This is a genomic window from Pontibacter saemangeumensis (assembly GCF_039541895.1).
GTDB lineage: Bacteria > Bacteroidota > Bacteroidia > Cytophagales > Hymenobacteraceae > Pontibacter > Pontibacter saemangeumensis.
Genome location: NZ_BAABHC010000039.1, coordinates 79,256 through 102,820, shown reverse-complemented (window position 1 = coordinate 102,820; position 23,565 = coordinate 79,256). Strand labels below are relative to the sequence as shown.

General features: G+C 53.8%; 12 protein-coding genes. 3 read left to right on the top strand and 9 right to left on the bottom strand.

Annotated features, from left to right (window positions below; genetic code table 11):
- Positions 1-219: 219 nt before the first annotated feature.
- The 9 genes from ABD920_RS22860 to ABD920_RS22820 all read right to left on the bottom strand — a co-directional run bounded on the left by ABD920_RS22860 (position 220) and on the right by ABD920_RS22820 (position 18,750).
- Positions 220-1,611 (bottom strand): glycoside hydrolase, encoded by a 1,392-nt coding sequence (locus tag ABD920_RS22860; protein WP_345162727.1) that lies wholly within the window; start codon positions 1,609-1,611, stop codon positions 220-222.
- Between the two features lie 223 nt (positions 1,612-1,834).
- The gene (locus ABD920_RS22855; RefSeq protein WP_345162725.1) at positions 1,835-3,790 is read right to left on the bottom strand and encodes a RagB/SusD family nutrient uptake outer membrane protein; all 1,956 of its coding nucleotides are present in this window, start codon (positions 3,788-3,790) and stop codon (positions 1,835-1,837) included.
- An 11-nt stretch (positions 3,791-3,801) separates the two neighbouring features.
- A complete protein-coding gene (locus ABD920_RS22850) occupies positions 3,802-6,915 on the bottom strand; it encodes a SusC/RagA family TonB-linked outer membrane protein (RefSeq protein WP_345162723.1) in 3,114 nt (1,037 codons plus the stop codon).
- A gap of 1,256 nt (positions 6,916-8,171) precedes the next feature.
- Positions 8,172-9,839, bottom strand: a complete 1,668-nt coding sequence (locus ABD920_RS22845) for a RagB/SusD family nutrient uptake outer membrane protein (protein WP_345162722.1) — start codon at positions 9,837-9,839, stop codon at positions 8,172-8,174.
- Between the two features lie 22 nt (positions 9,840-9,861).
- Positions 9,862-12,921 carry a SusC/RagA family TonB-linked outer membrane protein gene (locus ABD920_RS22840; protein ID WP_345162720.1) on the bottom strand — a complete coding sequence of 1,020 codons (3,060 nt, stop codon included), beginning with the start codon at positions 12,919-12,921 and terminating at the stop codon, positions 9,862-9,864.
- A gap of 833 nt (positions 12,922-13,754) precedes the next feature.
- Positions 13,755-14,939, bottom strand: coding sequence for a Gfo/Idh/MocA family protein (locus tag ABD920_RS22835; RefSeq protein ID WP_345162718.1), 1,185 nt, complete (start codon positions 14,937-14,939; stop codon positions 13,755-13,757).
- A gap of 67 nt (positions 14,940-15,006) precedes the next feature.
- The gene (locus tag ABD920_RS22830; protein WP_345162716.1) at positions 15,007-16,455 is read right to left on the bottom strand and encodes a putative oxidoreductase C-terminal domain-containing protein; all 1,449 of its coding nucleotides are present in this window, start codon (positions 16,453-16,455) and stop codon (positions 15,007-15,009) included.
- A 21-nt stretch (positions 16,456-16,476) separates the two neighbouring features.
- Positions 16,477-17,310 carry a ThuA domain-containing protein gene (locus tag ABD920_RS22825; protein ID WP_345162714.1) on the bottom strand — a complete coding sequence of 278 codons (834 nt, stop codon included), beginning with the start codon at positions 17,308-17,310 and terminating at the stop codon, positions 16,477-16,479.
- A gap of 42 nt (positions 17,311-17,352) precedes the next feature.
- Positions 17,353-18,750, bottom strand: a complete 1,398-nt coding sequence (locus tag ABD920_RS22820; protein WP_345162712.1) for a Gfo/Idh/MocA family protein — start codon at positions 18,748-18,750, stop codon at positions 17,353-17,355.
- A gap of 583 nt (positions 18,751-19,333) precedes the next feature.
- Between ABD920_RS22820 and ABD920_RS22815 the strand changes: the two genes are divergently transcribed.
- The 3 genes from ABD920_RS22815 (at position 19,334) to ABD920_RS22805 (ending at position 23,426) form a co-directional block, all read left to right on the top strand.
- Positions 19,334-20,362, top strand: a complete 1,029-nt coding sequence (locus ABD920_RS22815) for a LacI family DNA-binding transcriptional regulator (RefSeq protein WP_345162710.1) — start codon at positions 19,334-19,336, stop codon at positions 20,360-20,362.
- A gap of 120 nt (positions 20,363-20,482) precedes the next feature.
- Positions 20,483-22,645, top strand: a complete 2,163-nt coding sequence (locus ABD920_RS22810) for an alpha-glucuronidase family glycosyl hydrolase (RefSeq protein WP_345162708.1) — start codon at positions 20,483-20,485, stop codon at positions 22,643-22,645.
- A 22-nt stretch (positions 22,646-22,667) separates the two neighbouring features.
- A complete protein-coding gene (locus tag ABD920_RS22805) occupies positions 22,668-23,426 on the top strand; it encodes an SDR family NAD(P)-dependent oxidoreductase (protein ID WP_345162706.1) in 759 nt (252 codons plus the stop codon).
- The last annotated feature ends 139 nt before the right edge of the window (positions 23,427-23,565 follow it).

The following is a 23,565-nucleotide window of genomic DNA, read 5'->3' as shown; positions in this document are numbered from 1 at the left end:
TCCGAAACCAGATGAATCAAAAAGCTATTTCGATTTCCCTGTTTACTGCTAATATAAGCCTAACCTGCTTCGCTGCACCTATATATCCGGCAAGCAGAGCGTATTTATATAGTGCCTGCCTGCCGGATATAGATTTTCTGTGTCTCCATCCTTTTCGTCACCGTTACTGGTACTTTCCGCATCACCGGTTAAGCTGGAGTTCTCCGGCATATCAGGTGTTTATATAGCCAACACCAGTGTCGTGATGGAGGAGGCCGGAATCTTCACGGTTCCGTTAGCTGGGGTACTGCCCAGGGGTTTAAAGAAATTTCCCTCCACGCTCTGATAGCCTTCCATGCCTTTCACTTCTTCGCCCGTCACCTCCACCGCATAGTCGAAGGCGCGGGCATCGGGGTTCACGATCACGAGTGTCAGCTGCTGTCGGTCGGGGTGCATATAGCCCGTTACCTCCAGGGCAGGTGTGCTGGAGGCGACCTCCACCCGTATATGGCCCGCATCTACGTATTTTGCAAAGTGCTTGATGACGTAGTAAAACGGGCTGACAGTATAGTTACCAGCCCCGTCTATATAGATCATCGCTTTGTCTTTGGTGTTCGCATCCCCCCAAACCAGCTCCCAGTAGATATAGCCCGAGGTATGGGCGTACTTCATGGCCTGGTGGATGAACCGCGCCGTCTTGAACCATGGCATGGCAGAATACTCGGTCATGATGCCGGGCTTGTCTCCGAAGCGCCTGTGCATTTCGCCCAGCTGCGCGGTCGTCTGGCTTATATCAGTGCCCGCGTTGAAATTATAGGGATGGTAGGCATAGATGGGGCAGTATTCCTTGTCTCTCACCACGGGGGCAAAATTAAAGAAGGCCGGAATGTTCTCCGACTCAGGGCCGATCATGACGGGAGCATCCGGCCTCTCCTTGATTTTCTGGTATACCTGCTCGAAAGCTTGCCCATACCCGGCCAGTGTAGCGGTTTCGGTGGGGCTCCACTGGCAGGTGGTCCAGCCGGGGTTCACGTAGCCCGGCTCATTCTGGATGCTGATATAGTCGGGGGCAAAAGCGATGTTGTCGAGGATGTCGGACCAGTAGGTGGCAAACTCCTCGTACATATAGCCGTTCTCGTCTTTCTTCAGGGTGCCTTCCCTTAAGTGATTGTTGCTTTTCAGGGAGGGCGGCGGTCCCCAGGCGCTGAGCAGGACCTTGATGTTGGGGTTCACGGCCTTTGCTTTCCGGTAGAAGGTATTGGTGGCCTCAAACATAGTTTTGTCACCTGCCGTCAACATGGTTTCGGGCGATTTGTTAACCGGGTAATCCAGGGGGTAATACCAGTTTTTCAGGCGCAGGATGTCCATGCCCAAATCCTCAAACATCAGCTGGTAGATTTCCTCGCTTTTGCTGCTGCTCACCACGCGGTCGCTGTACCAGGTCAGGGCACCGCCAAACCCGATCATCTCCTGGTAGGCGGTCGCGGGGTTCACCGTTATGATTTTGCCGGCATCCGGTTTCGGCGCCACAGGCTCGGGGCTTTCCTTTTCGCTGCACGCATATATAGAAAAGCAGCCTGTCAGTAACACAGCCGCCATTCCTTTTCGCATCCCGTTGATTTTATATTGCATAGAAGGGTGTTAAACACATATGCCGGTTACTTACGACGTAAACCGAAAGCAACCGGCATGTGTTGATTGTGCTTGCTAAAGTTAATATGCTTCTGCTTAAACCAGCTTCGGTGTAGCAGCGGAACCCGATGAGGCGGATGTGGCCAGGTTCACTGCTTTGCCTGCCTCAACTGTTCCCGGCCGCGCTTGTACCATTTCCGGCAAGTGTAGCCCCTATAACCGGTTAATTATACCCTGGATTTTGATACGCAGCTTTTTCTGCGGCGGTCATTCCCATCGCATCCAGCTGCCCTTGCGGAATAGGGCGCAGGTAGTGATAGGGTTGAATGTTGCGTGTTACCGTCTCAGGGGTATGGTCTCCGTAGTTGCTTCCGGCAATTCGGTAGGTGCCGGCCAGGTCTTCCCATTTCTGGGTACGCACCAGGTCAAACCAGCGGTAACCTTCGGCATAGTACTCACGCGAACGTTCTGCCAGGATATAGTCAATGTCTATCACTTCCGGCGTGGCTGCGATCATCTCTTCGCTATGGTCCTCCACTTTAACAGCATCCCCGTTGTTGTCGTAGCGCCACATGCCGGCGCGTGCACGAATCACATTGATCAACTCTCTGGCGCTATAACCGGCCTGGGTATTGGCGCCCTTCACAGCTGCCTCGGCCGCTATAAAGTAGAGCTCCGAGAACTTGGCAATATTGAAAGGGCGGGTGCTGGCGGCGTTTGGCTGGCCCAGTCCGTCGCCATTGTCGGTGCGGTAGGTGCCAAGCTTCCAAAGACCAGGATACACGATTCTGCTGATGTCAAGCGGGCCGATCACAAAGTCGGATCTTCCGGGTAACTCCCCTGCGCCGATATTGCTTTTACCTGCTCCGGTAGGGTAGCTGATAGGCGTCTCCGGTTGTTCGTCCAGGAAGGTCAGGATAGGCTCACCCGGAGAAACGGGCAAACTGTTCGCGTTATACACCACTGGTGCAGCTACACCCCCTTTAGGCCAGTTGCCACGGTACACGGTGGTAAAAGTACCGTCGTAGCGGGAGTCGTTGGTCTTGTCGGCAAAGGTGTTTGTGATGACGCCGATAGGGGGAGCCATCCGTGTCCACGGACGCCCCAGGTGTTGTTCTGCCGCACGCTGAACAGAACTCACAAGGTTCGTCCAGTTTGGATCAAGCGCGCTTCTGATGTTGGTGTAGTTCCAGGTCATCATCCACACTGCAAAGTTATCGGGGGCGCCGCCGCTACCATACGTAAGGCTACCTCCGTTGTAAAACTCGCTTGTCTCGGTGTGATCGGCATACAGCAGGATTTCCGGGTTACGGTCGTTTGTGCCCACGTGCACGTCGTAATAGGTGGGCTGCAAAGCAAAAGGCCCCGGGTTTTGAATGGCGTTTACGGCCACGTCATATGCCTGCTGGAAATACCACTGCGCATCATGCCCGTCAGGGTCAGTGCGGGGTGCCTCCGGGTAGGTGGGGATATTATCCGGGTTTTCCAGCCACCAGCCGTAGGTCAGGTAGGCTTTTGCCAAATACAGGCGGGCAAGCGTTTGCGTTGCGCCGCCGGTGACGCGTGGGTTTGCAGGCAACTGTTCTACCGCTGCCAGCAGATCCGGGAAGATGGCTTTGGTATATACCTCCGGCACTGTGTTGCGCACAGAGAATCTCACAGGGTTGTTGTTGAATTTCAACTCCCCCGCACCCAAATCCAACGGCACCCCGCCGAACGTTTGCACCAGCTGAAAGTAATCGAAGGCACGGAAGAACCTGGCTTCGGCAACCACCGCGTCCGGAATCGTTCCTAATTCGGTTGCATTCTCAATCACACCGTTGGCGGTGTTGATGTTAGAGAACGCGGCTCCCCACAACACGTCGGCACGGCTGTCAGTGGAAGTAATCTCTCCCTGGCCGGAAATGTCCATTACCTTAAAATTCTGGTCTGCACTCTGCGCGTAGGTGGCCTCGTCGGTGCCGGTTTCGGTGGCGTTATAGTAGTAGGCTTGCCCGTATATATAGCGCAGGTGCGCATACATGGATGTTACGCCACCATAAATGCCTGTTTCGGTCTGAAAAAACTCAGGTGTATATATAGCGCGTGGCTGTTCGTCCAGAATATCCTCACAGGACGTCAGGGACAGCGCTACCATCAGGGCTGTTCCTATGAAAGCTTTGTTTTTTATAAATTTCATCGTTGTCTTATTTAGAATGTCACATTGAGACCAAGCAGGTAGTTGCGCGTAGCGGGTGCGTTCGTGCCAATTGTCAGCAGACGGTTAGGGGTACCACCAGATACCGCCACGTTTTGGTCGGCGTATGAGTTGGTTTCAGGGTCCATGCCGGATTCTCTGTAGTAAGGAGAGAACATCACCAATGGGTTCTGCGCTGTCGCGTAAAGCCGCAGGTTGCTGATGCCGACTGTTTCCAGCCAGTTGCTGTTGTTGAAGTTGTACCCAAGTGTGATGGTGCGTATCTTCAGGTAAGATGCGTCAAAATAACCCAGCGTGCTGGCATACTTCGGGTTGTCGCCACTTCTGATGCCCGCCGGGTTCGGATATTTGGCGTCGGTGTTCTCCGGTGTCCAATAGTCCACAGCCACGTTGCCACGGCGTCCGCTCAACAAATTGAGGTAGCCTGCCGCCCCGTAGAGCGTGCTGTTAAGAATTCCGCCGTTTTGGAAAGCTGCCACAGCAGTCAGGTCGAATCCTTTATACCCTACGCGGGTGTTAAAGCCCCCCTGGAAATCAGGGTTCGCGTTCTTCACTTTTCGGTCGTCAGGTCCAATTTGTCTCACAGGCGTACCGTCGGCGTTGTACTCGCCGGTATATTCTACTTTGATCATCCCAACGTTTCCGCCCGGTTCCAGGATGTCCAGGTACGGATCTTCCTCCTGCCAGAGGCCAGTTCTGTTGTAGTCGTAGATGACATTGATGGGATGGCCAACAAAAAGCCAGTTGGCTCTGTCTTCCTCTGCCCCCGAAGCAAGCGATACGATTTCGTTGCGGTTGCCATATATGTTGACACCGGCTTCCCAGGTCCAGCCGTTGAGGTCATCCAGGATCACACCGTTTAGTGAAAGCTCCACGCCTTTATTCTGAGTGGCCCCAATGTTTGCCGTGTAGCCGCTAACGCCCGATGTGGCAGGCAGACCAAGGTTCAGCAGAATATCGTCGGTGTTTGTTACATAATACTCTACTGTACCAGACAGGCGGTTGCTCAGGATGGCAAAATCCAGTCCGTAGTTCCATGTATTGGAGTACTCCCATCCCAGGGCAGGGTTAGGCAGTTGCGTTACATAGTACCCGGTTGCGTAAGTGTCAGGCCCAAAGTTGTAAGGCCGGGTGCTCAAAAGCCCGAGCGTGGAGTAGGGGTCAATGGCCTGGTTGGAGGTTTGTCCGTATCCCACACGCAGTTTCAGCAAGTTTACAAGGGGCACATCCTGCATAAACGATTCCCGGGCAATGTTCCAGCCGACTGACACGGCAGGGTAGGTGTTCCATTTATAGCCCGGGGCCAGCCTGGAGGAACCATCAGACCGTACGGTAGCGCTTATCATATAGCGGTCGTCGTAGGAGTACATGGCACGGCCCATCCACGACAGCAAGCCCCACTGGTAATACTGCTGATCGCCAGGGTTCACCGTGATTTCTTCGGCAGCCTGCCCTATGTTGTAGAACTGGAAGGCGTCGGAGGGAATATCCCTTCCCGCTATGCGCGATCTGTCGAATCGCTCCTGCGAGGCAGAATACAGCCCTACTACGTTCACGTTGTGCTTCCCTGCAAAGGTGCGGTCGTAGGTCAGGAGGTTTTCGATGGTCCAGTTGAAGGTTTGCGCGTTGCTGACAGAGGCAGTTGACAAGGTGTTCGGGTCTACTGCGTTAATCCCTGCTGCCGTGTAAGCACCATTCTGGCTATGGCGGTAGTTCAGGCCAAGGTTGGCGCGGTACTTCAAGCCCTCCACTCCCGGTATCTGCACTTCGCCGTAGAGGGTGTTGTAGGTGGCAAAAGCCCTTGTTTCGTTTAGCCACAGATCATCCAGGCCACCGTCTTCCAGCATGTCTTTTGTATATAACCACGTTTCATCCAAGGGCATCCGGATGGTTCTTTTCAAACTACCGTCTGCATTGTAAGGACTGGCAAGAGGCGACAAGCTTAAGATATTATACAGGCCCACGTTAGAGCCTTCCGTCTTGTTATAGTTGTTGTAGGTGTTGAAGCCGACACGGAAGCGCTTTCCGATTTCCTGGTCGATGCTGCCGCGCATGGAGTAACGGGTGTACTGCTGCGTGGGAATCACACCTTCGTCCTCAAAGTAGCCTACGCTGAAGTTGTAGCGGCCCTTTTCGGTGCCACCCGATACGCCCACGTCGTGGCTCGTGGTGATACCGGATTTGTATAACAGATCTTGCCAGTTTGTGTCTACACCCTCCGCCTCATCTACGCCCAATTGGCCTGTGAACTGCCCGGCCGCCTGACGCAGCGCAAAAAGCTCCGGTCCGCTCATCATGTCGTATTCGGCGAAAACCTTTTTCACCCCATGAAAGCCATTGTAGCTGATCTGTGGCTTTTGCCCCGCTTTGCCTGTTTTGGTCGTTACCAATATAACGCCGTTGGCGCCGCGGGAGCCGTAAATGGCGGTCGCCGAGGCATCCTTTAGGATGTCAATGCTCTTGATGTCGTTCGGGTTGATATCGGAGATAGCCCCCGGAAAAGGAATACCGTCCAGCACCACCAGTGGGTCGTTTCCGCCCGTGATGGAGCGCGTACCGCGAATCCTGATTTGCATGGAGGCACCCGGCTGGGAGGAGGACTGCGTAAACTGCACCCCTGGCAAACGCCCCTGCAAAGCCTGCGTGATGTTACCCGAAGGCACCTGGGTAATCTCTTCTGCGCTGATGGAAGCAACAGAGCCCGTCACGGCCTCCGCCCGCTGCGTGCCGTAGCCCACCACTACCACCTCTTCCAGTGCCTTGGCGTCTGTGCCCATTTGCACATCAATGGTAGAGCGGTTGTTGATAGGCACTTCCTGGTCTTCGTAGCCAATGTAAGTGAACACCAGCGTGCCGGTGCCATCCGGCACGTTGATGGTATAGGTGCCGTCCGCGCCTGTGGGGGCGGCTGTGGTGGTGCCTTTCAGCAGCACGGTTACGCCCGGCAACCCGGTATTGGTTTCCGCGTCCGTCACACGGCCGTTCACGGTCAGTGTCTGCGCCATTGCCTGCGCACTCACCAACAGGTAAGCGAACAGGACCATGGCTACCCGAATGGCTCCTGATCTAGGCGCTGGCCTGGAGCTCTGTGTAAAATCAATTTTCATGAGTGAGAATGTTGAAGGTTAATATTAATGTTCCTAAAAACAAGCCCGGGCAAATTCCCTGGCTCTTTTTTGATGAAGCTGTGGCGGTAGCTTTTCTGCATATGCTTTCTTTTGTTTCTAATCTATCCGGCTGCTTCTGGCATGTTGATTCAACTATTACATGTTGAATATCAGCTTCTTACTCTTACTGGTTTCTGTTTGGATTACGTGTTTTCCAAAGCCTTGGTGAGTAATTGCTCACGGCTGTTTTGTAAACTTGAGTATTTTATCTTTTAATTGCAACCGATTTCATAAATATGTTTTAAAATGTGGCTTGAATTTAGGCAAAACTGTGCTGGAATAAAGGAGAAAGTGATGAGGCGTATGCTGTGTGGCACCATGTGCTGCGATTAATCGCGGAATATATAATTATATATAGTTATTCTTTATATAATATTGGTAAAATACAAAGGATGTGCAGCTAACGGTTTCAGATAATGAAGGGTGGGCGGCAGGCTATATGCAACCGATTTCAAAACTGGTGTTTCAAATTCATCTTCTCTTAAGGGAAAAGCATGCAGTTGCCTGAAATTTAAGAGGGTGTGCGTGATCTTTTTTTGTGTGCAGGATACAAGGGAATCTTCCTGTAAAGCGAGACAGGACGACGGGTATATATGCTAAGAAACAAAGCCTGTAGTTGTATGAACAAGCTATCAGTCACCTTAGTTGTCAGACACTGATCGCATCGGCCTTTACTATACACCTGCATGCTTCTGTTGCCGGGAAAGAGAGGATGAGGAGCGAAGCCAGGTATAGCACAGTTTAGAGCCGTAGAAGGCAAACCAGAGAGCCACTATTTCCAGGCATATACCACAGCAGGGCGGGCGGTTGCAGTGTCCCTCTATCCCATGAAAAGGCAAACAGCGGCCCACAGTGTATCTGTTTGTTTCAGGCGATTCAGAGGCGCCCTTCCCGGTAACGTTAGGTAGCTGGCGCCTTTTTGAGAACTTTATATGATCACTGCCTGACTTGAACGCCAACGGATATACAGGGGACTATATGAAATTGAGGAGTTTTTTCTGAAAGCGGTGGGTTTGTCTACCCTTGACTTCTGGCAGGAAGGGCTCCTGGTATGCGGCATCAACTCGAAAGGAGCGTTTTTGGGAGCAGGGTCAAGCAGAGAGGAATCTTGGCTTCGCCACTATGTGTACGCCAAAAAAAAACCGCCGCCCCCTCCAGGGAAGGGGCGGCGGTTGGATGAAAAGCAAAATATTAAATTAGTACCCCGGGTTCTGACCGAAAGGAGTGGCAGCACGGTCGATTTGGTTTTGGGGGATCGGCCTTAACACGTGGTGCGGCTGGATATTCGGCGCAGCCGCCACGTTGTGGGCCTTCACCCTTTCCACCAGGATTCCCCAGCGCTTCAGATCTAGCCAGCGCATCTGCTCGCCGATCAGTTCCCTTGCCCGTTCTTCGATGATGAACTCCATGTCCAACTGGTCGGCTGTGATTTCCATCTCGCTTTCTTTGCCCGGCCACGCCGCTCTGCGCCGCACCGCATTGATGGCCTCCACGGCTTCCGCAACCTGGTCGGTTTGGAGCAGCGCCTCGGCCAGCATCAGGTACGTATCCGCCAACCGGAAAGCGATATAGTCCCGCCCGCCTTGTTCCTGGGTCCGGTCCACGCGGCCACCATCCAGGTGTTTCGTAAGGGCCGGGAACAGACGCTCGTCGTACCGGCTGGGCACCAGTACCTGGTACGGCCGCTTGGCCATTTCCTCCGGTGACATCTCATACCCCGGCAGGTATATAGTGGTATCGCCTTGGGCAAAAGTCACCGATGGTTTGGTCGTGTCAAACGTGGTGTTGTAGGTTCCGGGCTTGTTGCTTAAGTAGGTGTCCTTGAAAGACTTCTTGTACCGGCTGTCGATGTCCCGGTCTGTGAAAACCTCGTTGAGCGTGTAAGCAGTGGGCATGTACCGCTTCCATGGGCGGCCGTTCACGATGTCCCGCTGCATCCCGGGCTGCACGTCATATTCCATCAGGAAATACAGGTGCGAATTGTTTCCCCCTGCATTCGTCAGCGGGTCGCGGGTGTACTGCACAGACCAGATCACTTCGTCGTTCATCTCGTTGCCCTGTTGGTGTACCGACGCAAAGTCCGGAAGAAGGCGCAGGCCGTAGTTGTTGATCACGTTCTGGAACAAGGGGATCGCATTGGCATAATCGTCTGGAGCCGCGGCCTCCGAGGTGGCCTTTGTCAGGTACACTTTCCCCAGCAGGTGCTCAGCGGCAGGGCGTGTGACGCGCCCGAACTGCGATGACTTCGCTTTTGCCTCCAGGTCCGGTATGGCCTCTGTCAGGTCCTTGATGATGGCCGCGTACTGCTCCGCTACCGTAGACCTGGTTACCTCCTTGGTCGGCAACAGCGTTTCGGTAAGACGCAAGTCTACCCCGCCAAAAAGCTGTGTCAGGATAAAGTAGTGATGCGCCCGGATAAACTTGGCCTCGGCCACGCGTTGCTTTTTAACCTCTTCCGTCATGCCCGTCACGCCCGGAGCACGGTCGATGATAGCGTTCGTGGTGTTGATGCCCCTGTAAAACTCGTCCCAGAGCTCCCTTACGTGGCCGTTCTGTGTGTCAAACTGGGTGGTATAGGTGTTCATAAACTTCCACCCTCCGTCTGCTCCGTTCGTATAGGTATCCGTACCGAAAATTGTGAGGTTGTTGCCCCGCTCCGTACCGTACCAGGTGCGCATAGAGGAATAGGCTGCGTTTACGGCGTCTTCCAGGCCCTTGGGCGTGTTCATGTAGTCATTGCCGATCTGGGAGATCACTTCCTCGTCCAGGGTGTCTTCGCAAGCCGGTGCCCCTATCAGGAGAACCCCTAAAAGCCCGATCCTGGCCAGGCCCAGCGCCTTGTTTTTATTTATATATGCATTCATGGTTACTCTCGTTTAGCTGTCCTTAAAATTTTGCGTTTATACCGAAGGTCAACACTTTGGTGGCCGGGGTTACGTTGGAGTTTATCTCTCCGCCACCTACACCCTGGTCGCCATCCACATAGGTTTCCGGATCGATACCCTGGTACTTAGACCGGTAGGAGGCGAAAATAAATGGCTGCTGAATACTGGCGTAAACCCGCAGGCTCTCCATCTTCAGCTTGGAGGCAAATGTGTTCGGCACATTATAGCCTAAATTGATGTTCCGGACTTTCAGGAACGAGCCGTCGAAATATGTAAGTGAACTGCTGTATTTTGGAAACTCCTGGGTTACAACCGGCTGCGGGAAGTTGTTGGTCGGGTTGTCGGGTGTCCAGTAGTCTACCGCCAGGTTGTTGTAGCGCCCCGCCAGGAGGTTTACGTCATCGTGGAAGCGGCTCCTGATCATTTGCCCGTACCGGCCAAACACGAAGAAGGAGAAGTCAAAGTTCTTGTACGTGATGCGGTTGGTGATGCCCCCGGCAAAATCCGGAACGGCGGAACCCAGGATCTGGCGGTCATCCGCATTGATCAGCCCGTCGTTGTTCAGGTCCTCCACTCTCACCTGGCCTACCTTGTCCTGGAACACCAGGGCCTCATCGGCCTGGTCAGCCTGCCATATGCCCAGCTTTCTGTAATCGTAGAACACCGACAGGGGCTGGCCGATGAAGCGCCTGGCGGCCACGTCATCCACTTTGCCGTTTGCCAGCTCAATGATGGCTTCGCGGTTGCGGTTGAACACAAAGTCTGTGGTCCAGTTGAAGTCCCCTTTGTCAATGTTCACCGTCGAAAGCGTCATCTCAACCCCTTTGTTCCGCGTATGGCCGATGTTTGTCTCATACCCGCCAAAACCGATTGAGTTCGGCAGTGGCTGGGGAGCCAGCAGGGAGGTGGTGTTGGTCACGTAGTACTCGAAGCTACCGGACACCCTGCCACTGAATAGGCTGAAGTCGAGGCCGGCATTTGCCGTTTTAGACGTCTCCCACCGCAGGTCCGGGTTGCCTATGGTATTGGGCCGGTAACCGTATGCCGGGGTGTTGTCCCAGGCGTAAGCGGTGCGGCCTAACAAGGCCTGCGTCCGGTAAGGGTCAATCGCTGTGTTACCGATAGCACCGTAGCTTGCGCGCACTTTGGCCATATCCAGCCAGTTAACACCGGACATGAAGGACTCCTCCGAAAGGTTCCAGCCCAGTGCCACAGAGGGGAAATAGCCGAATTTGGTGTTCTCGCCAAAACGGGACGAGCCGTCCGCCCGCATGGTGGCAGTAAGCAGGTACCTGTTCTTGAAATCGTAATTGACCCGTCCCATATAGGATAACAGCGTCCAGGTGCGCAAATCGGTGTTCGCGCCGGTGATCTGGTTGGCATCCCCTAAGGCGTAGTACTGCTGGGTTTCGGCCGGGATTCCCAACACATTGATCGAGGAGTTCTCGTAGCGGTCTCTCTGGATGGACTGGAGCCCGGTGAAGCTCAGGTTGTGGGCGTCGTTGAACTTCTTGTTATAGGTAAGGACGTTTTCGATCGTGTAGTTAAGGACGAATTCCTCAAATACGCTTCCCGTAGGGGCACCGCCCCGGCGTGCGTTTGTCTGCGAGCCCGTAAACCTGCCACTTCTCCGTATCGTCACATCCGGGCCGAAGTTCAAGCGGTACTTCAGTCCTTCGGCAATGTCCCACTCGCCATATATGCTGTTGAAGATCCGGTAGCGTTTGGTTTCGTCAACCTGGGCGCCGTCCACGATTTCCGCCAGCGGGTTTGTCCTCAAACCATCGTTGGTAGGTAAAAAGTTGAGGGTGCCATCGTCGTTGTAGGGCTTGCCCAGCGGGTTTTCGGCGAAAGCTCCCCCGAGCGGGTTGAAGTTCTCCCCGTTCCGGATGCTGTAGACGAACAGGGAAGAGGTACCAACCCGGAGCTTGTCATTGATTTTATGGTCCAGGTTCACCCGGAAGGTGAAGCGGGAGTAATCCTGCTTTTTAACCACCCCGATGTCCTCGAAGTAGTTGCCGGAGATGTTGAAGGTTGTTTTCTCGCTTCCCCCCGATACGCCCAACTGGTGGCTCTGAATCATGCCGGTGCGCAGCATGGCGTCCACGTAGTCGGTGCTCCTGCCTGACTGGATGCTCTCCAGTTCAACGGGCTCAAAGATTTTGGCATCGGCATCGGCAGTGGCTGGCCCAAGCGGGTACTGGCCTATCGCCCTTCTGGATTCGCGCTTGTACTCCGCAAAGCCTGGGCCGTCAAGTACTTCTATTTTTCCCAACACGCTGGTTATGCCCACGAAAGCGTCATATGATACCTGTGTTTTGCCGGCCACGCCTCTTTTGGTCGTGATCAGCACCACACCGTTGGAGCCCCGCGAGCCATAGATGGCCGTGGCGGAAGCGTCCTTCAGTACCTCCATGGAGGAGATGTCCTGCGGGTTGATGTCATCGATGCCCCCGGAAAGCGGGATGCCGTCCACCACGTAAAGCGGGTCGTTGGATGCGTTGAAAGACCGCCGCCCGCGAATCCGGATCTGGGGCCCGGCGCCGGGCTTGCTTCCCGCCTGCACCACGTCTACGCCGGCTGCCCGCCCCTGGATCGCCTGGCGCGCGTTTGTGATCGGCATTTCGCTGATCTCCCGGGATGACACGGAGGAGATGGCCCCTGTCACCTGGCTTTTCTTCTGGGTACCATAGCTAATTACCTGTACTTCCTGCAGGGCTTTGGTGTCTTCTGTCAGGGTTACGTTGATGGTGCCCGGTCCCGTAAATGGCACTTCCTTGTTTGTGGAGCCGATAAATGAGAACACCAAGGTGCCGGGGCTCTCGGGCACAGACAGGGTATAGTTACCGCTGGCGTCCGTAGAAGCACCTACTGTAGTGCCCTTTAATACGACCGAAACACCCGGTAGCGCTTCTCCTTTGAGTGTCACCTTGCCGGAAATCTGCCACGCAAAAGGTGTGACTTCCGTTGCGAAGGCTGCTGGCGAGAACATGTTCCCCGCCATGATGCCGATCAGCAAGAGGCAGAGCCTGGCTTGCCATAAGTGTAAAGATTTTTTCATGCACGGATTGTTTAAGTGAAAGATGGAAAAAAAATTACTGGTGTATTTCAGCGTTTGAGGCCTTTTTTGGAATCGATTGCAGTTGCAACATACAGTATGTTTACTGGCTCATGAACTTTATATTTCCTTAGGGGGAAACGCTTTGAGAGGAAGCCGGGGAAAAGAGAGTTTCTGAGTAGATGCATAAAATTGTTTATTTTAATTATTCAATTGTAATTAATCGATTTTTTCAATCCAGCGAAAGCTTTTGACTCCCGATGATAGAAACAAACCGGGCAAGGCTTAGGCATTTAAATACTGCCCAGAACATCGGAGAAATTATTTTCTGGCCGGTAAAACAAGCTCCAATTCTGGAATCGATTGTGAAGTGTAGGAGCTATATGAGTTAAAAACTCCTTTTACTTCTAATGTCTTCAATCGGAAATTAACATTGGGGATGATTAGTAAGTAATCAATCATTCTGTATGATGTTGAAATGTAGGTAATTATTTTAATTCCCCAAAGCTTTTGTTTGTGAAAAAAATAATGCGGCGTGAGATATAGGGTATGTGGCTTTTCAGTGACGCCTGCCTATGGCCCGTCTCCTAGATAGCTGCCGAACCAATGGAGGGCGGCGCCAAAGACGAGCAGACAGCCATCTGAGGGCGTGGCAGGCGCAGATCTTACCTGCTTTTCAGCTACCTGCTAAAGAAATAAAGGCCAACGTGAGCGCGCTTTTATATGCCCGGTGAGAGTGGCAGCACAGTACTTCGGCTGCTGCTGTATATACCCTTACCCGATTCTGTTTTCCGGCAGCTGCCTTATTGCTGTGGAAAGTCCCGATACATATAAGATCACGCTTTCAGAGCCATCTTATGCGCCTGTTGCTGGGCTTTCAGGGCCAGTTCTGTTGCCAGGAAGCAGTGTTCCTGGGTCATGGCGGTTTCAGTGCGGTTCAGTACGTCATTTACAAGCTGTTCGCCGTAAGGCAGGGCCACCTCGCTGCAATCGATATATTTCGTCTCTTTCTGATCCGTTAGAAATAGGTGGTTGCCCCCGTCCCGCCCGGCGATGTCGATGTTTTTGCGGATTTCGATGAAGCCGTCTGTGCCGAGGATGGTCAGGCGCCCGTCCCCCCAGGATTTCAACCCGTCTGGCGTGAACCAATCGACCCGGATATATCCTGTTCCTCCGTCGCCGCGCACCAGCACGTCGCCGAAATCCTCGAACTTCGGATACTGCGGATGATTGATATTGCCAACCTGGGAAGCCACTATGTCGGCTTTCGTGGTGCCCGTAAAGTACAGGTACTGATCGAACTGGTGCGAACCGATATCGGTGATGATGCCGCCAAAATGCTTGCGGTCAAAAAACCAGTCTGGCCGTGTAGCCGAGTTCATGCGGTGCGGCCCCAGCCCGATTGTCTGGACTACCTTTCCGATTGCCCCGGCTTTCACCAACTCTCCGGCTTTCACCGTCGCCCGGTTCTCGAAGCGTTCGCTGTACATGATGGAGTAGATGCGCTTGGTCTCTTTCTGCACGCGGCGCACGTCAGCAAGCTGCTCCAGCGATGTTATACCCGGCTTATCGGCCATATAGTCTTTGCCGTGGCGCATTACCCGGATGCCGAGCGGCGCGCGCTCGGCAGGGACGATGGAGCTGAGAACAAGGTGAATCGAGCTGTCCTCCAGGATTTCCTTTTCGCTGCGGGCAAGCTTTGCCTCCGGGAACCGTTTGGCAAACGCTTCCAGCAAGTCGGGCTCTTTCGCGTAATAAGAAACGAACTCCCCGCCGCCCCGCTTCACTGCCTCCACCTGGCCATATATATGGCCGTGGTTTATCCCGATGACGGAGAAGCGAATACGCGGGGCAGCGGCATTTCCCTTGCGCTGCGCATGGCCGCTTTTCGATGGTTTGGCAGAAAAAAGAGCCGGGGAGGCCATCGCTTCCTGCGGCAAGGCTGAAAACATAGCCAGGCCGGCTGCCGTTGTAACCGTGTCTCTGATAAATTTGCGACGTTCAGGCTGGGAGCTTTTCATGGGCTTAACAAGGTATGGTGAATGATATTAAAGGAGTATGGGGCGATGTAACGTTCCTGAGGCATCTCTATCTTCCCGAGGTAGGACTGCTTTGCTGTTTTGCTAATTCCAACGCCTTGGTAGTGGTGTAATACTTCGCAATCATATTCGGCACTTCCCATTCCGGCATTTTACCTTCGGCCAAATACTGAAGAAACTTCTCCGCTACCTGTCCGAAGTGCGCTTCATGGCCGTCATGGTATTTTTCCGGTGCGGTCACAAGCCAGTTATTCCCGGACCTGTTTATTTCCACCCCGGGGTACTTCTGCTGTACGGTGGCCATGCTGGCTTTCAGGATTTTTTCAAACGCATTTAAATCCGTGCCCTTCGCAGGCTCAATAGAGAGTTGGGGCTTATAGCCTTGTTCCTGTCCCTGTCGGATCACCAGGTTGGCTTTGGTGCCTTTCATCATAGAAAAATGCGTATCGCCGGCACCTTCGGGTGCTTTGTAGTTCCAGACAACCGATACTTTTGCGTTGATGCCTTTTACCTGATAATTGATTTCGCCGTTGGAGTACACTCCTAACAGGCCGTCTTCCCCTACATCCTTTGCGAGGTAGGCCGGGTAGGCAGACAGTCCTGTAACTTGCTTGAATTGGGTGGGAGTTAGTTCCGTAACCCAGCGGCGTGCGCCTGTAATCCTAATGTCCTGCTCATAGTCAATCGCCTGCTCCGGAAAGCATTCCCACTGTACCAGGTCTACCAGGTGCGTCGTGACGTCTACAATGCCTTCTCCCTCCTGGGTAACGTCAAAAAACCAGGCCGGGCGCTTCAGCGGCATGCCCGAAACATATTTGAAGAAATGGTGTACGCTTTCCTTCGTGATGGCCGGGTCGGCGGGCGTGCCCTTTTGCAGGGTCCCGAAAACCTCGGGCAGCATCGAAAATTCCCGTTGCAGCATGGTCGTGATCTCATAGCGCTCGGTCATGATGTCGTAGAGCAGCACATCGTTTTTTGCGGCGGCGGCAAAAGCCTCCTGCAGCAAAGCAAAGCTCTCGGTGTCGATGGCCATTGGTTTGTCCGCTAACACGTGCAAGCCGGCATCTACCGATGTTTTTATATACTCCGTTTTTTTCTCATTATTACCGGCGATCACGACGACGTTGCCCGCTTTCCCGTTCAGCATTCTCTGCAGGTAATCCTCCCCGGTATATACGACTTCCTGCCAGGTGGTAGGCGCTTCCGGCCGGGTATTATATGCTTCAATCTTTTTAAGGTGCTCCTGTACATCGTCTCCCGCGGGCGCATATACATGCACCACCGGATCTACATTGTCGTACATGCCCTTCTGCACCAGCGCAGCATGGAAATGCCCCGGGTCCAGGGTAATGAGTTTTATTTTTTCTGGAGAGGTCACAACTGTATCTTGATGAGCGGCTGCAGCCTCTGAACTGGCTTCCTGTGTCTTGGTGGAGCAGGAAACGAGCAGGGATAAAGCTGTCGCCGTGAAAGTTAGCGTGGGGATTGCTTTTAGCATAGGGGAAGAATAAGAGCTGGGTTACAAAAGCGGGTGGTCTTTGGCAGTGGCATATGCTTTCGTGAAATCAAGGGTCTTGCTTTGGCTCGCTACAAAATGCATCCCCTGCAGGACATGCTGCATGAAAGTCGGGTCCTCGTAGGAAAGCTTATCATGCCCCAGCGTCGTTATCCAAACGGTGCCCCCGTCGAAGTGCTGATACCAGGCGGCCGGATAATACTCCGCAAACGGCGCGGAGGCGCTTTTTATCTTTTCTTCCTCTTTCTTGTCTAACGAACTCAAATCGTGCGCCATCACTACCTTGATGCCCGGATACAGTTCTTTGGCGAAATAACACTCGTCTTCTCTTTCCCAAACCGCGGGTAAACCCTGCACCGTTGGATGGTCTTTGTCAATCACTTTCACCCTGAATGGCTGGAAGCTGGCGTGCCATAAAAAAGTGCCGCCTACCATCGCCTTGAACCATTTCCAGTTCCGCTCGGTACCGGTAACGGAATGCAGGCCTACAAAACCTCCACCCGCCTCCATATACCGCCTGAAAGCTACCCGCTGCGCATCCGTGTCAAAGACGTCGTTGTTGGTGCTGGGGAACAAGAGAAAAGTGTACTGCTTCAGGTTGCTTTCTGTAAAAACTGCCGGGTTGTCCGTCACATCCACTTGAAACCCCTTCTCCTGGCTCAGCTGCTGTATCGCCTTGACTGCATGCGGAATGTTGTCGTGTACATAGCCTTTCCCATTCTTTGTATATACCAGCACATGCACCTTTTTCCAATCAACAGCATGCGTTGGCTGCGCAAAGGATATAGAGGCTATCAAAAGAAAACAAAAGATGGCGAAGCAGTAGAGTGGCTTCATATATATAATTTAAGATGTTGCCTTTTTGATAGAAATAAACAGTTAGCTAATGGCCCACGGCGATCGCTGTGGCCGCGACAACATGCTGTTTGCCTCATCGTCGTTGCGGAAGCGTTCTTTGATCGGGTCCCAGTATACTTTCCGTTTGAGCTTCATGGCAATCTGGTGGATGAGGCAGGCAGAGCAGGAGCGGTGTCCTACTTCCACCGGGGCAATCGGGGGCTGCCGGCTTTTTATGGACTCCAGCCAGTTACCGTGGTGTTCTTTGCTGTCAGTTAAATGGATCTCGTTCGGGCCAATAGCAGAAGTGATGATTTTGGAGTTACTGGCCGTAAGGGCTTTGCTGCCCTTTTTCTTCGACACAGGGTCACTGGCCGTAGCGGCATAGTCCCCGCGGGTAACGAAGATCCATCCCTCGGTGCCTTCAAACTTGATCCCGTTGTCGAATTCATTATTGACAACCATTTTTACCCCGTTCGCATACAAGGCCTCCGTCTGGAACTTGCCGTGCACATCCCACAGGCCGGACGCGGGGTACTCGGCCCACCCCGAAACCTCTATCGGCCCGGTGTATTCCGTGTCCATCGCCCAATGGGCGCTGTCTATATGATGGGAGCCCCAGCCCGTGATCATCCCGGCGCCAAACTGCTCACAGCGCAGCCAGCCTGGCCGGGCCTCGATGCTGTCCTGAGGGTGCACGCGGTTTTCGGTGTAATATACATAAGGCGTAGTGCCCAGCCACATGTCGTAGTTCAGGTTCTCAGGAATTGGCATCGCGGGCTCCTCGTTTCCGCCCGGGTCGCCTGGCAAACCGATGGAAACTGTTTTCAACTGCCCGATCCGCCCGTTCCGCACCAGCTCTGCCGCAAGGCGGAACTGCGGCGAGGAGCGTTGCTGGCTTCCTATCTGCAGGATACGGCCCGTGCGGTGGACCGCGTTACTCATTGCCCTGCCTTCGCTGATGGTGAGAGATGCCGGCTTTTGCATATAGATGTCTTTTCCTGCCTCGGCTGCCAGTATCGCAATGGGGGCGTGCCAGTGATCGGGTGTGCTGATGATGACCGCGTCAATGTCTTTGTTCTGCAGGAGCTCCCGGAAGTCGGTGTAGGCGGTCACGCCATCGTATGTCTTCCCGTTTTGCTTCGTGTAATAATCGTTCACGAACTTTTTGCCTGCTGCTGCCCGTTTGCTATCCACATCACAGACCGCCGTAATTCTGGCGGTATCGTACTGCAGCACCCCCGGCATGTCGTGGCCGAATGAAATACGCCCCGTGCCGATCGCGGCCACGTTGATGCGGTTACTGGGGGCATTTTTGCCGAATACGGATGCGGGCACAATGGTCGGAAAGCCGCTGATTCCCAGGGAAGTGGTGAGCGCTCCCGTTGCCGTGGCTTTGATGAAATTCCTCCGGTTGATAGCGTATTCTTTATGCTGCATTGCCTTCTTATGTTTAAGGAGTTTGACTTTAGGTTTCTGGGAAACAGGCTGCTCCCGGTACTGTTGGTAAAAAGGAGGTAAACAGAGGGTGCCCCTTTATGAGCGACTCCTGTTTCTGCAAATGCTGGAACTTGCTGCTTGCTATATATAATGCCCGAAAGTGTTGATCGTATTATAGCCAGCGGGCCTCTTGCCTGAGGCGATAGCCAACGCAGTAGACGGTTTTAGTTTAGTGCTTATCAGTAATTTATATGTAAGAAGTTGCTGCGATAGCTTTCGCCATAGCATGCGTGCATACAATATAAAAGTAACTGCTCACTTTTGTAAACTTGAATATATTTTTTGGTAATTGCAACCGATTTCATAAGTTTGTTTTATCAAGATGAAAGCGGGTGACTGAAGCATAGGCGGGGGAGGTTGACACGGAAGCAAAGTTAGGTAGTGAGGAAGTCAGCCGTTCATTCAATTCGGCGGTATGAATTCAGGCTATTTGCCGGTGGGGGTGGAAAATCTCAGGCAGCATGCCTTTCGCAATGAAAGCTTAAGATCGGTTTAGACCCTGGTCCTATATAAATTTTAGTAAATGGATAAAGACATCACCATATATGACATTGCGAAAGGAGTGGGTTTTTCACCTACCACGGTTAGCCGTGCGCTGAATAATCATCCGGCGGTAAATCAGAAAACAAAGCAGCGCATATATGAGATCGCAACCCAGATGGGGTACCGCTCTAATATGTTCGCCAGCAACCTGCGGCGGCAGCGCACCCATACCATCGGCGTCATTGTGCCGATCCTGAACAGCAGCTTCCAGTCTTCGGTGATGGCCGGCATGGAAAAGGTGGCGACCGAGGCGGGGTACAACCTCATCATCAGCCAGTCGATGGGGACGGCCGAGAAGGAAGTGGCGAATGCAAAAACCATGTTCAACAGCCGCGTAGACGGCCTGCTGGTGTCACTGGCCCACGACACGGAAAACATCGACCACTTCGAGCCCTTCTTCAAGAAAGGCATCCCGGTGCTGTTTTACGACCGGGTGGCGGAGCACAAGCAAAGCACCAGCATTGTGATAGACAATGTGCAGGCGGCCTACAAAGCCACCACGCACCTGATCGAGCAGGGCTGCAGAAACATTGTGCACATCAGCGGCAACCTGAAAATCAATGTGTACGCCAACCGGCTGAAGGGCTATAAGTACGCGCTGATCGACCACAACCTGCCGTTCAGGGAGTCGCTGGTGATCACCAACAACCTGACGGAGGAAGACGGGATAAAGGCGGCTGAGCAGATCCTGAAAATGAAGCCGCGCCCGGACGGTGTTTTTGTCTCGAACGACTTCTGCGCCGTGAACTGCATGAAGGCGCTGAAGCAGGCAGGCATTTCTATCCCACACGACATCGCCGTGGTCGGTTTCAACAACGACCCGATTACGCGGGTGGTGGAGCCCAGCCTGACGACCATCGACTATCCCGGTTATGAAATGGGGGAGGTGGCTGTCCGGAGCCTGATCAATTACCTCGATGCCTTATCTGATATCAGCATCACCAACACCATTACGCTGCGTTCCGAGCTCATCGTCAGGGAATCTTCCTTGAGGAAACTCCAAAAATAAGATGATCTTGGCGGCTGCTGTAAACAGAAAGGGCCGTGGCGGGTGCTTGTTTACTGCCCATATATATAACTCATTCAGTAAGGGCTGCGCTGTAGCCTCCTTAAATCACCAGATTACCTTATGAGAAATAAATTCCGAAACCTCCTGTTTTTGCTGTTGCTGTGTTTAGTAACGGGTTCTGTATATGCAGAAGACGGCTACAGGCTGTGGCTGCGCTACGACAAGCTGCAGGACGAGGCAAAGCTGAAAAACTACCGGCAGGCTATCACGGAGGTGGTGTTCGAAGGCAACGCACCCACGCTGGTAATTGCGCAGAAAGAACTCGTTAACGGCCTGAGCGGGCTGCTGGGGCAGGAGGTGCCAGCAGCACAGCGGCTGACGCAGGCCGGGGCGGTGGTGGCAGGCACGCCGGCCAACTCAGCGCTGATCAAGTCACTGGGGCTGGCGGACAAACTCCAGCAGGTGGGCGACGAAGGCTATCTGCTGCTGTCTGCGGACGTGAGCGGGAAGAGAGGCACCGTGATTGCCGCCAACACCGATGTGGGGGTGCTGTATGGCACTTTTCACCTGCTGCGCCTCATCCAGACACAGCAGGACATCAGCAACCTTGCTGTCACCAGCATGCCCAAAATTCAGCGACGCGTTCTCAACCACTGGGATAACCTCGACCGGACGGTGGAACGGGGCTATGCCGGCTTCTCGCTCTGGGACTGGCACAAACTGCCGGATTATATAGACCAGCGCTACCTCGACTACGCCCGGGCCAACGCCTCCATCGGCATCAACGGCACCGTGCTGACAAACGTGAACGCCAATGCCCTGGTGCTCACAAAAGAATACCTGGTAAAAGTAAAAGCGCTGGCTGATGCCTTCCGGCCCTATGGCCTGAAAGTATACCTCACCGCCCGGTTCAGCGCCCCCATCGAGATCGGCGGGCTGAAAACGGCTGACCCGCTGGACCCGCAGGTGCAGGCCTGGTGGAAGCAGAAAACAGACGAGGTATATACCTATATCCCTGATTTCGGGGGGTACCTGGTAAAAGCGGATTCGGAGGGGCAGCCCGGCCCGCACAACTATAAGAGAACGCAGGCGGAGGGCGCCAACATGCTGGCCGATGCCGTGGCGCCACACGGCGGCATTGTGATGTGGCGGGCATTCGTGTACAGCGAGCACACCCCGGACGACCGCCACAAGCAGGCCTACAACGAGTTCAAGCCGCTCGACGGTAAGTTCCGGGACAATGTGCTGGTGCAGGTGAAGAATGGGGCGATCGACTTTCAACCGCGGGAGCCTTTTCACCCGCTGTTCGGGGCCATGCCTAAAACGCCGCTCATGATGGAGTTCCAGATCACCCAGGAATACCTCGGGCAGTCCACGAACCTGGCATACCTGGCTCCCCTCTATAAAGAAGTGCTGGAGTCTGACACCTACGCCAGGGGCAAAGGCTCTACTGTGGCCAAGGTGATAGACGGCACGCTCGATAACCACAAACTGACCGCTATCGCTGGCGTCAGCAACATCGGGACAGACCGCAACTGGACGGGCCACCAGTTCGCCCAGTCTAACTGGTACACCTTCGGGCGCCTCGCCTGGGACCACCGGATCTCCTCTGAAAAGATTGCGGACGAGTGGGTGAAGATGACCTTCACGAACAACAACAGCTTTGTAGCGCCCGTGAAAAAGATGATGCTGAACTCGCACGAAGCCATCGTGAACTATATGACGCCCCTGGGCCTGCACCACCTCATGGGCTGGTCGCACCATTACGGCCCCGGCCCCTGGATAAAAGACAAGCCCCGCGCTGACTGGACCTCCGTGTACTATCACCAGGCGGATGAAAAGGGGATCGGTTTCGACCGTACCAAGACCGGCAGCAACGCCGTGGCGCAGTATCACCAGCCTGTGCAGAAGGTGTTCGGCAGCCTGAAAAGAGTGCCGGAGAAATACCTGCTGTGGTTCCATCACGTGCCCTGGGATTATAAGACGGACTCAGGCAGGATCCTATGGGATGAACTGGCTTACCGCTACTCCGGTGGGGTGGATTCTGTGCGGCAGATGCAGCAGACATGGGATTCGGTGGAAGGCATGATAGACGAAGGCCGGTTCAACCACGTGAAAACCTTTCTGTCCATTCAGGAGAAAGAGGCCAAGTGGTGGCGCGATGCCTGCCTGCTTTATTTCCAGACCTTCTCGAAGCGGCCTATCCCGCAGGGGTTGGAGGAGCCGGCTCATACCCTGGAGTACTATATGCAATTAGACCCGAAGTTTGTGCCGGGTATATAAACAAGACCTTATTCCAACTTCTATGAACGAGAACAATTTCTCAGATCAAAAAATAGCCATCGTGACCGGGGGCGGCTCGGGCCTGGGCTATGCCATCGTGGAAAAATTTGTAGAGCAGAACATCCATACCATCATCATCGGGCGGGATCAGCAGAAACTGGATACTGCCAAGGAGGCATTCGGGGATCTCTGTTCCTGCATTTCCTTCGACCTGAGTAACCTGAAGGGGATTCCGGCGCTTGTTGAAAGGATTGCGGAGCACTACGGCAAGATTGATATCCTGGTGAACAATGCCGGCATCAATATGAAAAAGCCCTTCATAGAAGTGAGCGATGAGGATTTCCAGCGGATCATCCTGACAAACGTGACCGCCGTTTTTGCCCTAAGCAGAGAAGTGGCCAAGGTGATGCTGGCGCAAAATGCGGGGAGCATCGTGAATATCAGCTCGATGGCGTCGCAGTACGGCATTCCGAAGGTGATCGCCTATACCGCGTCCAAGTCAGCCATCGAGGGCATGACCAGGGCCATGGCCGTGGACTTGTCGCCGGAGGGCATCCGGGTGAATTGCGTCGCCCCTGGCTTTATTGCGACTGATATGTCTGCCAAAGCCCTGAACAACGACCCGGAGCGGAAGAACAAGGTGCTGTCGCGGACACCGATGGGAAAATTAGGCACGCCGGCGGATATAGCGGAGGCAGTTTACTTCTTCTCCACCGATGCCTCCAAATACGTCACAGGCACCGTGCTGCCAGTGGATGGCGGCAACTCCATCGGATTTTAAGAAGTCGCCCTTCTATATAGCCTATAGGTTGGGAACCCCGGCATTCAGCTGGTGAAAATGCACAGCTATAAGTAGCCCCTATATAGGATCAAAATAAAAAGCACCATCTGTTTTACTTGCATAAAATCCTTTACACCTG

What these genes read in the sequence shown, in the direction of transcription:
- ABD920_RS22845 (WP_345162722.1), bottom strand. Translation starts at nt 9,839, where the DNA reads ATGAATGCATATATAAATAAAAACAAGGCGCTGGGCCTGGCCAGGATC.
- ABD920_RS22830 (WP_345162716.1), bottom strand. Translation starts at nt 16,455, where the DNA reads ATGCTAAAAGCAATCCCCACGCTAACTTTCACGGCGACAGCTTTATCC.
- ABD920_RS22855 (WP_345162725.1), bottom strand. Translation starts at nt 3,790, where the DNA reads ATGAAATTTATAAAAAACAAAGCTTTCATAGGAACAGCCCTGATGGTA.
- ABD920_RS22810 (WP_345162708.1), top strand. Translation starts at nt 20,483, where the DNA reads ATGAGAAATAAATTCCGAAACCTCCTGTTTTTGCTGTTGCTGTGTTTA.
- ABD920_RS22820 (WP_345162712.1), bottom strand. Translation starts at nt 18,750, where the DNA reads ATGCAGCATAAAGAATACGCTATCAACCGGAGGAATTTCATCAAAGCC.
- ABD920_RS22850 (WP_345162723.1), bottom strand. Translation starts at nt 6,915, where the DNA reads ATGAAAATTGATTTTACACAGAGCTCCAGGCCAGCGCCTAGATCAGGA.
- ABD920_RS22835 (WP_345162718.1), bottom strand. Translation starts at nt 14,939, where the DNA reads ATGAAAAGCTCCCAGCCTGAACGTCGCAAATTTATCAGAGACACGGTT.
- ABD920_RS22805 (WP_345162706.1), top strand. Translation starts at nt 22,668, where the DNA reads ATGAACGAGAACAATTTCTCAGATCAAAAAATAGCCATCGTGACCGGG.
- ABD920_RS22860 (WP_345162727.1), bottom strand. Translation starts at nt 1,611, where the DNA reads ATGCAATATAAAATCAACGGGATGCGAAAAGGAATGGCGGCTGTGTTA.
- ABD920_RS22840 (WP_345162720.1), bottom strand. Translation starts at nt 12,921, where the DNA reads ATGAAAAAATCTTTACACTTATGGCAAGCCAGGCTCTGCCTCTTGCTG.
- ABD920_RS22825 (WP_345162714.1), bottom strand. Translation starts at nt 17,310, where the DNA reads ATGAAGCCACTCTACTGCTTCGCCATCTTTTGTTTTCTTTTGATAGCC.
- ABD920_RS22815 (WP_345162710.1), top strand. Translation starts at nt 19,334, where the DNA reads ATGGATAAAGACATCACCATATATGACATTGCGAAAGGAGTGGGTTTT.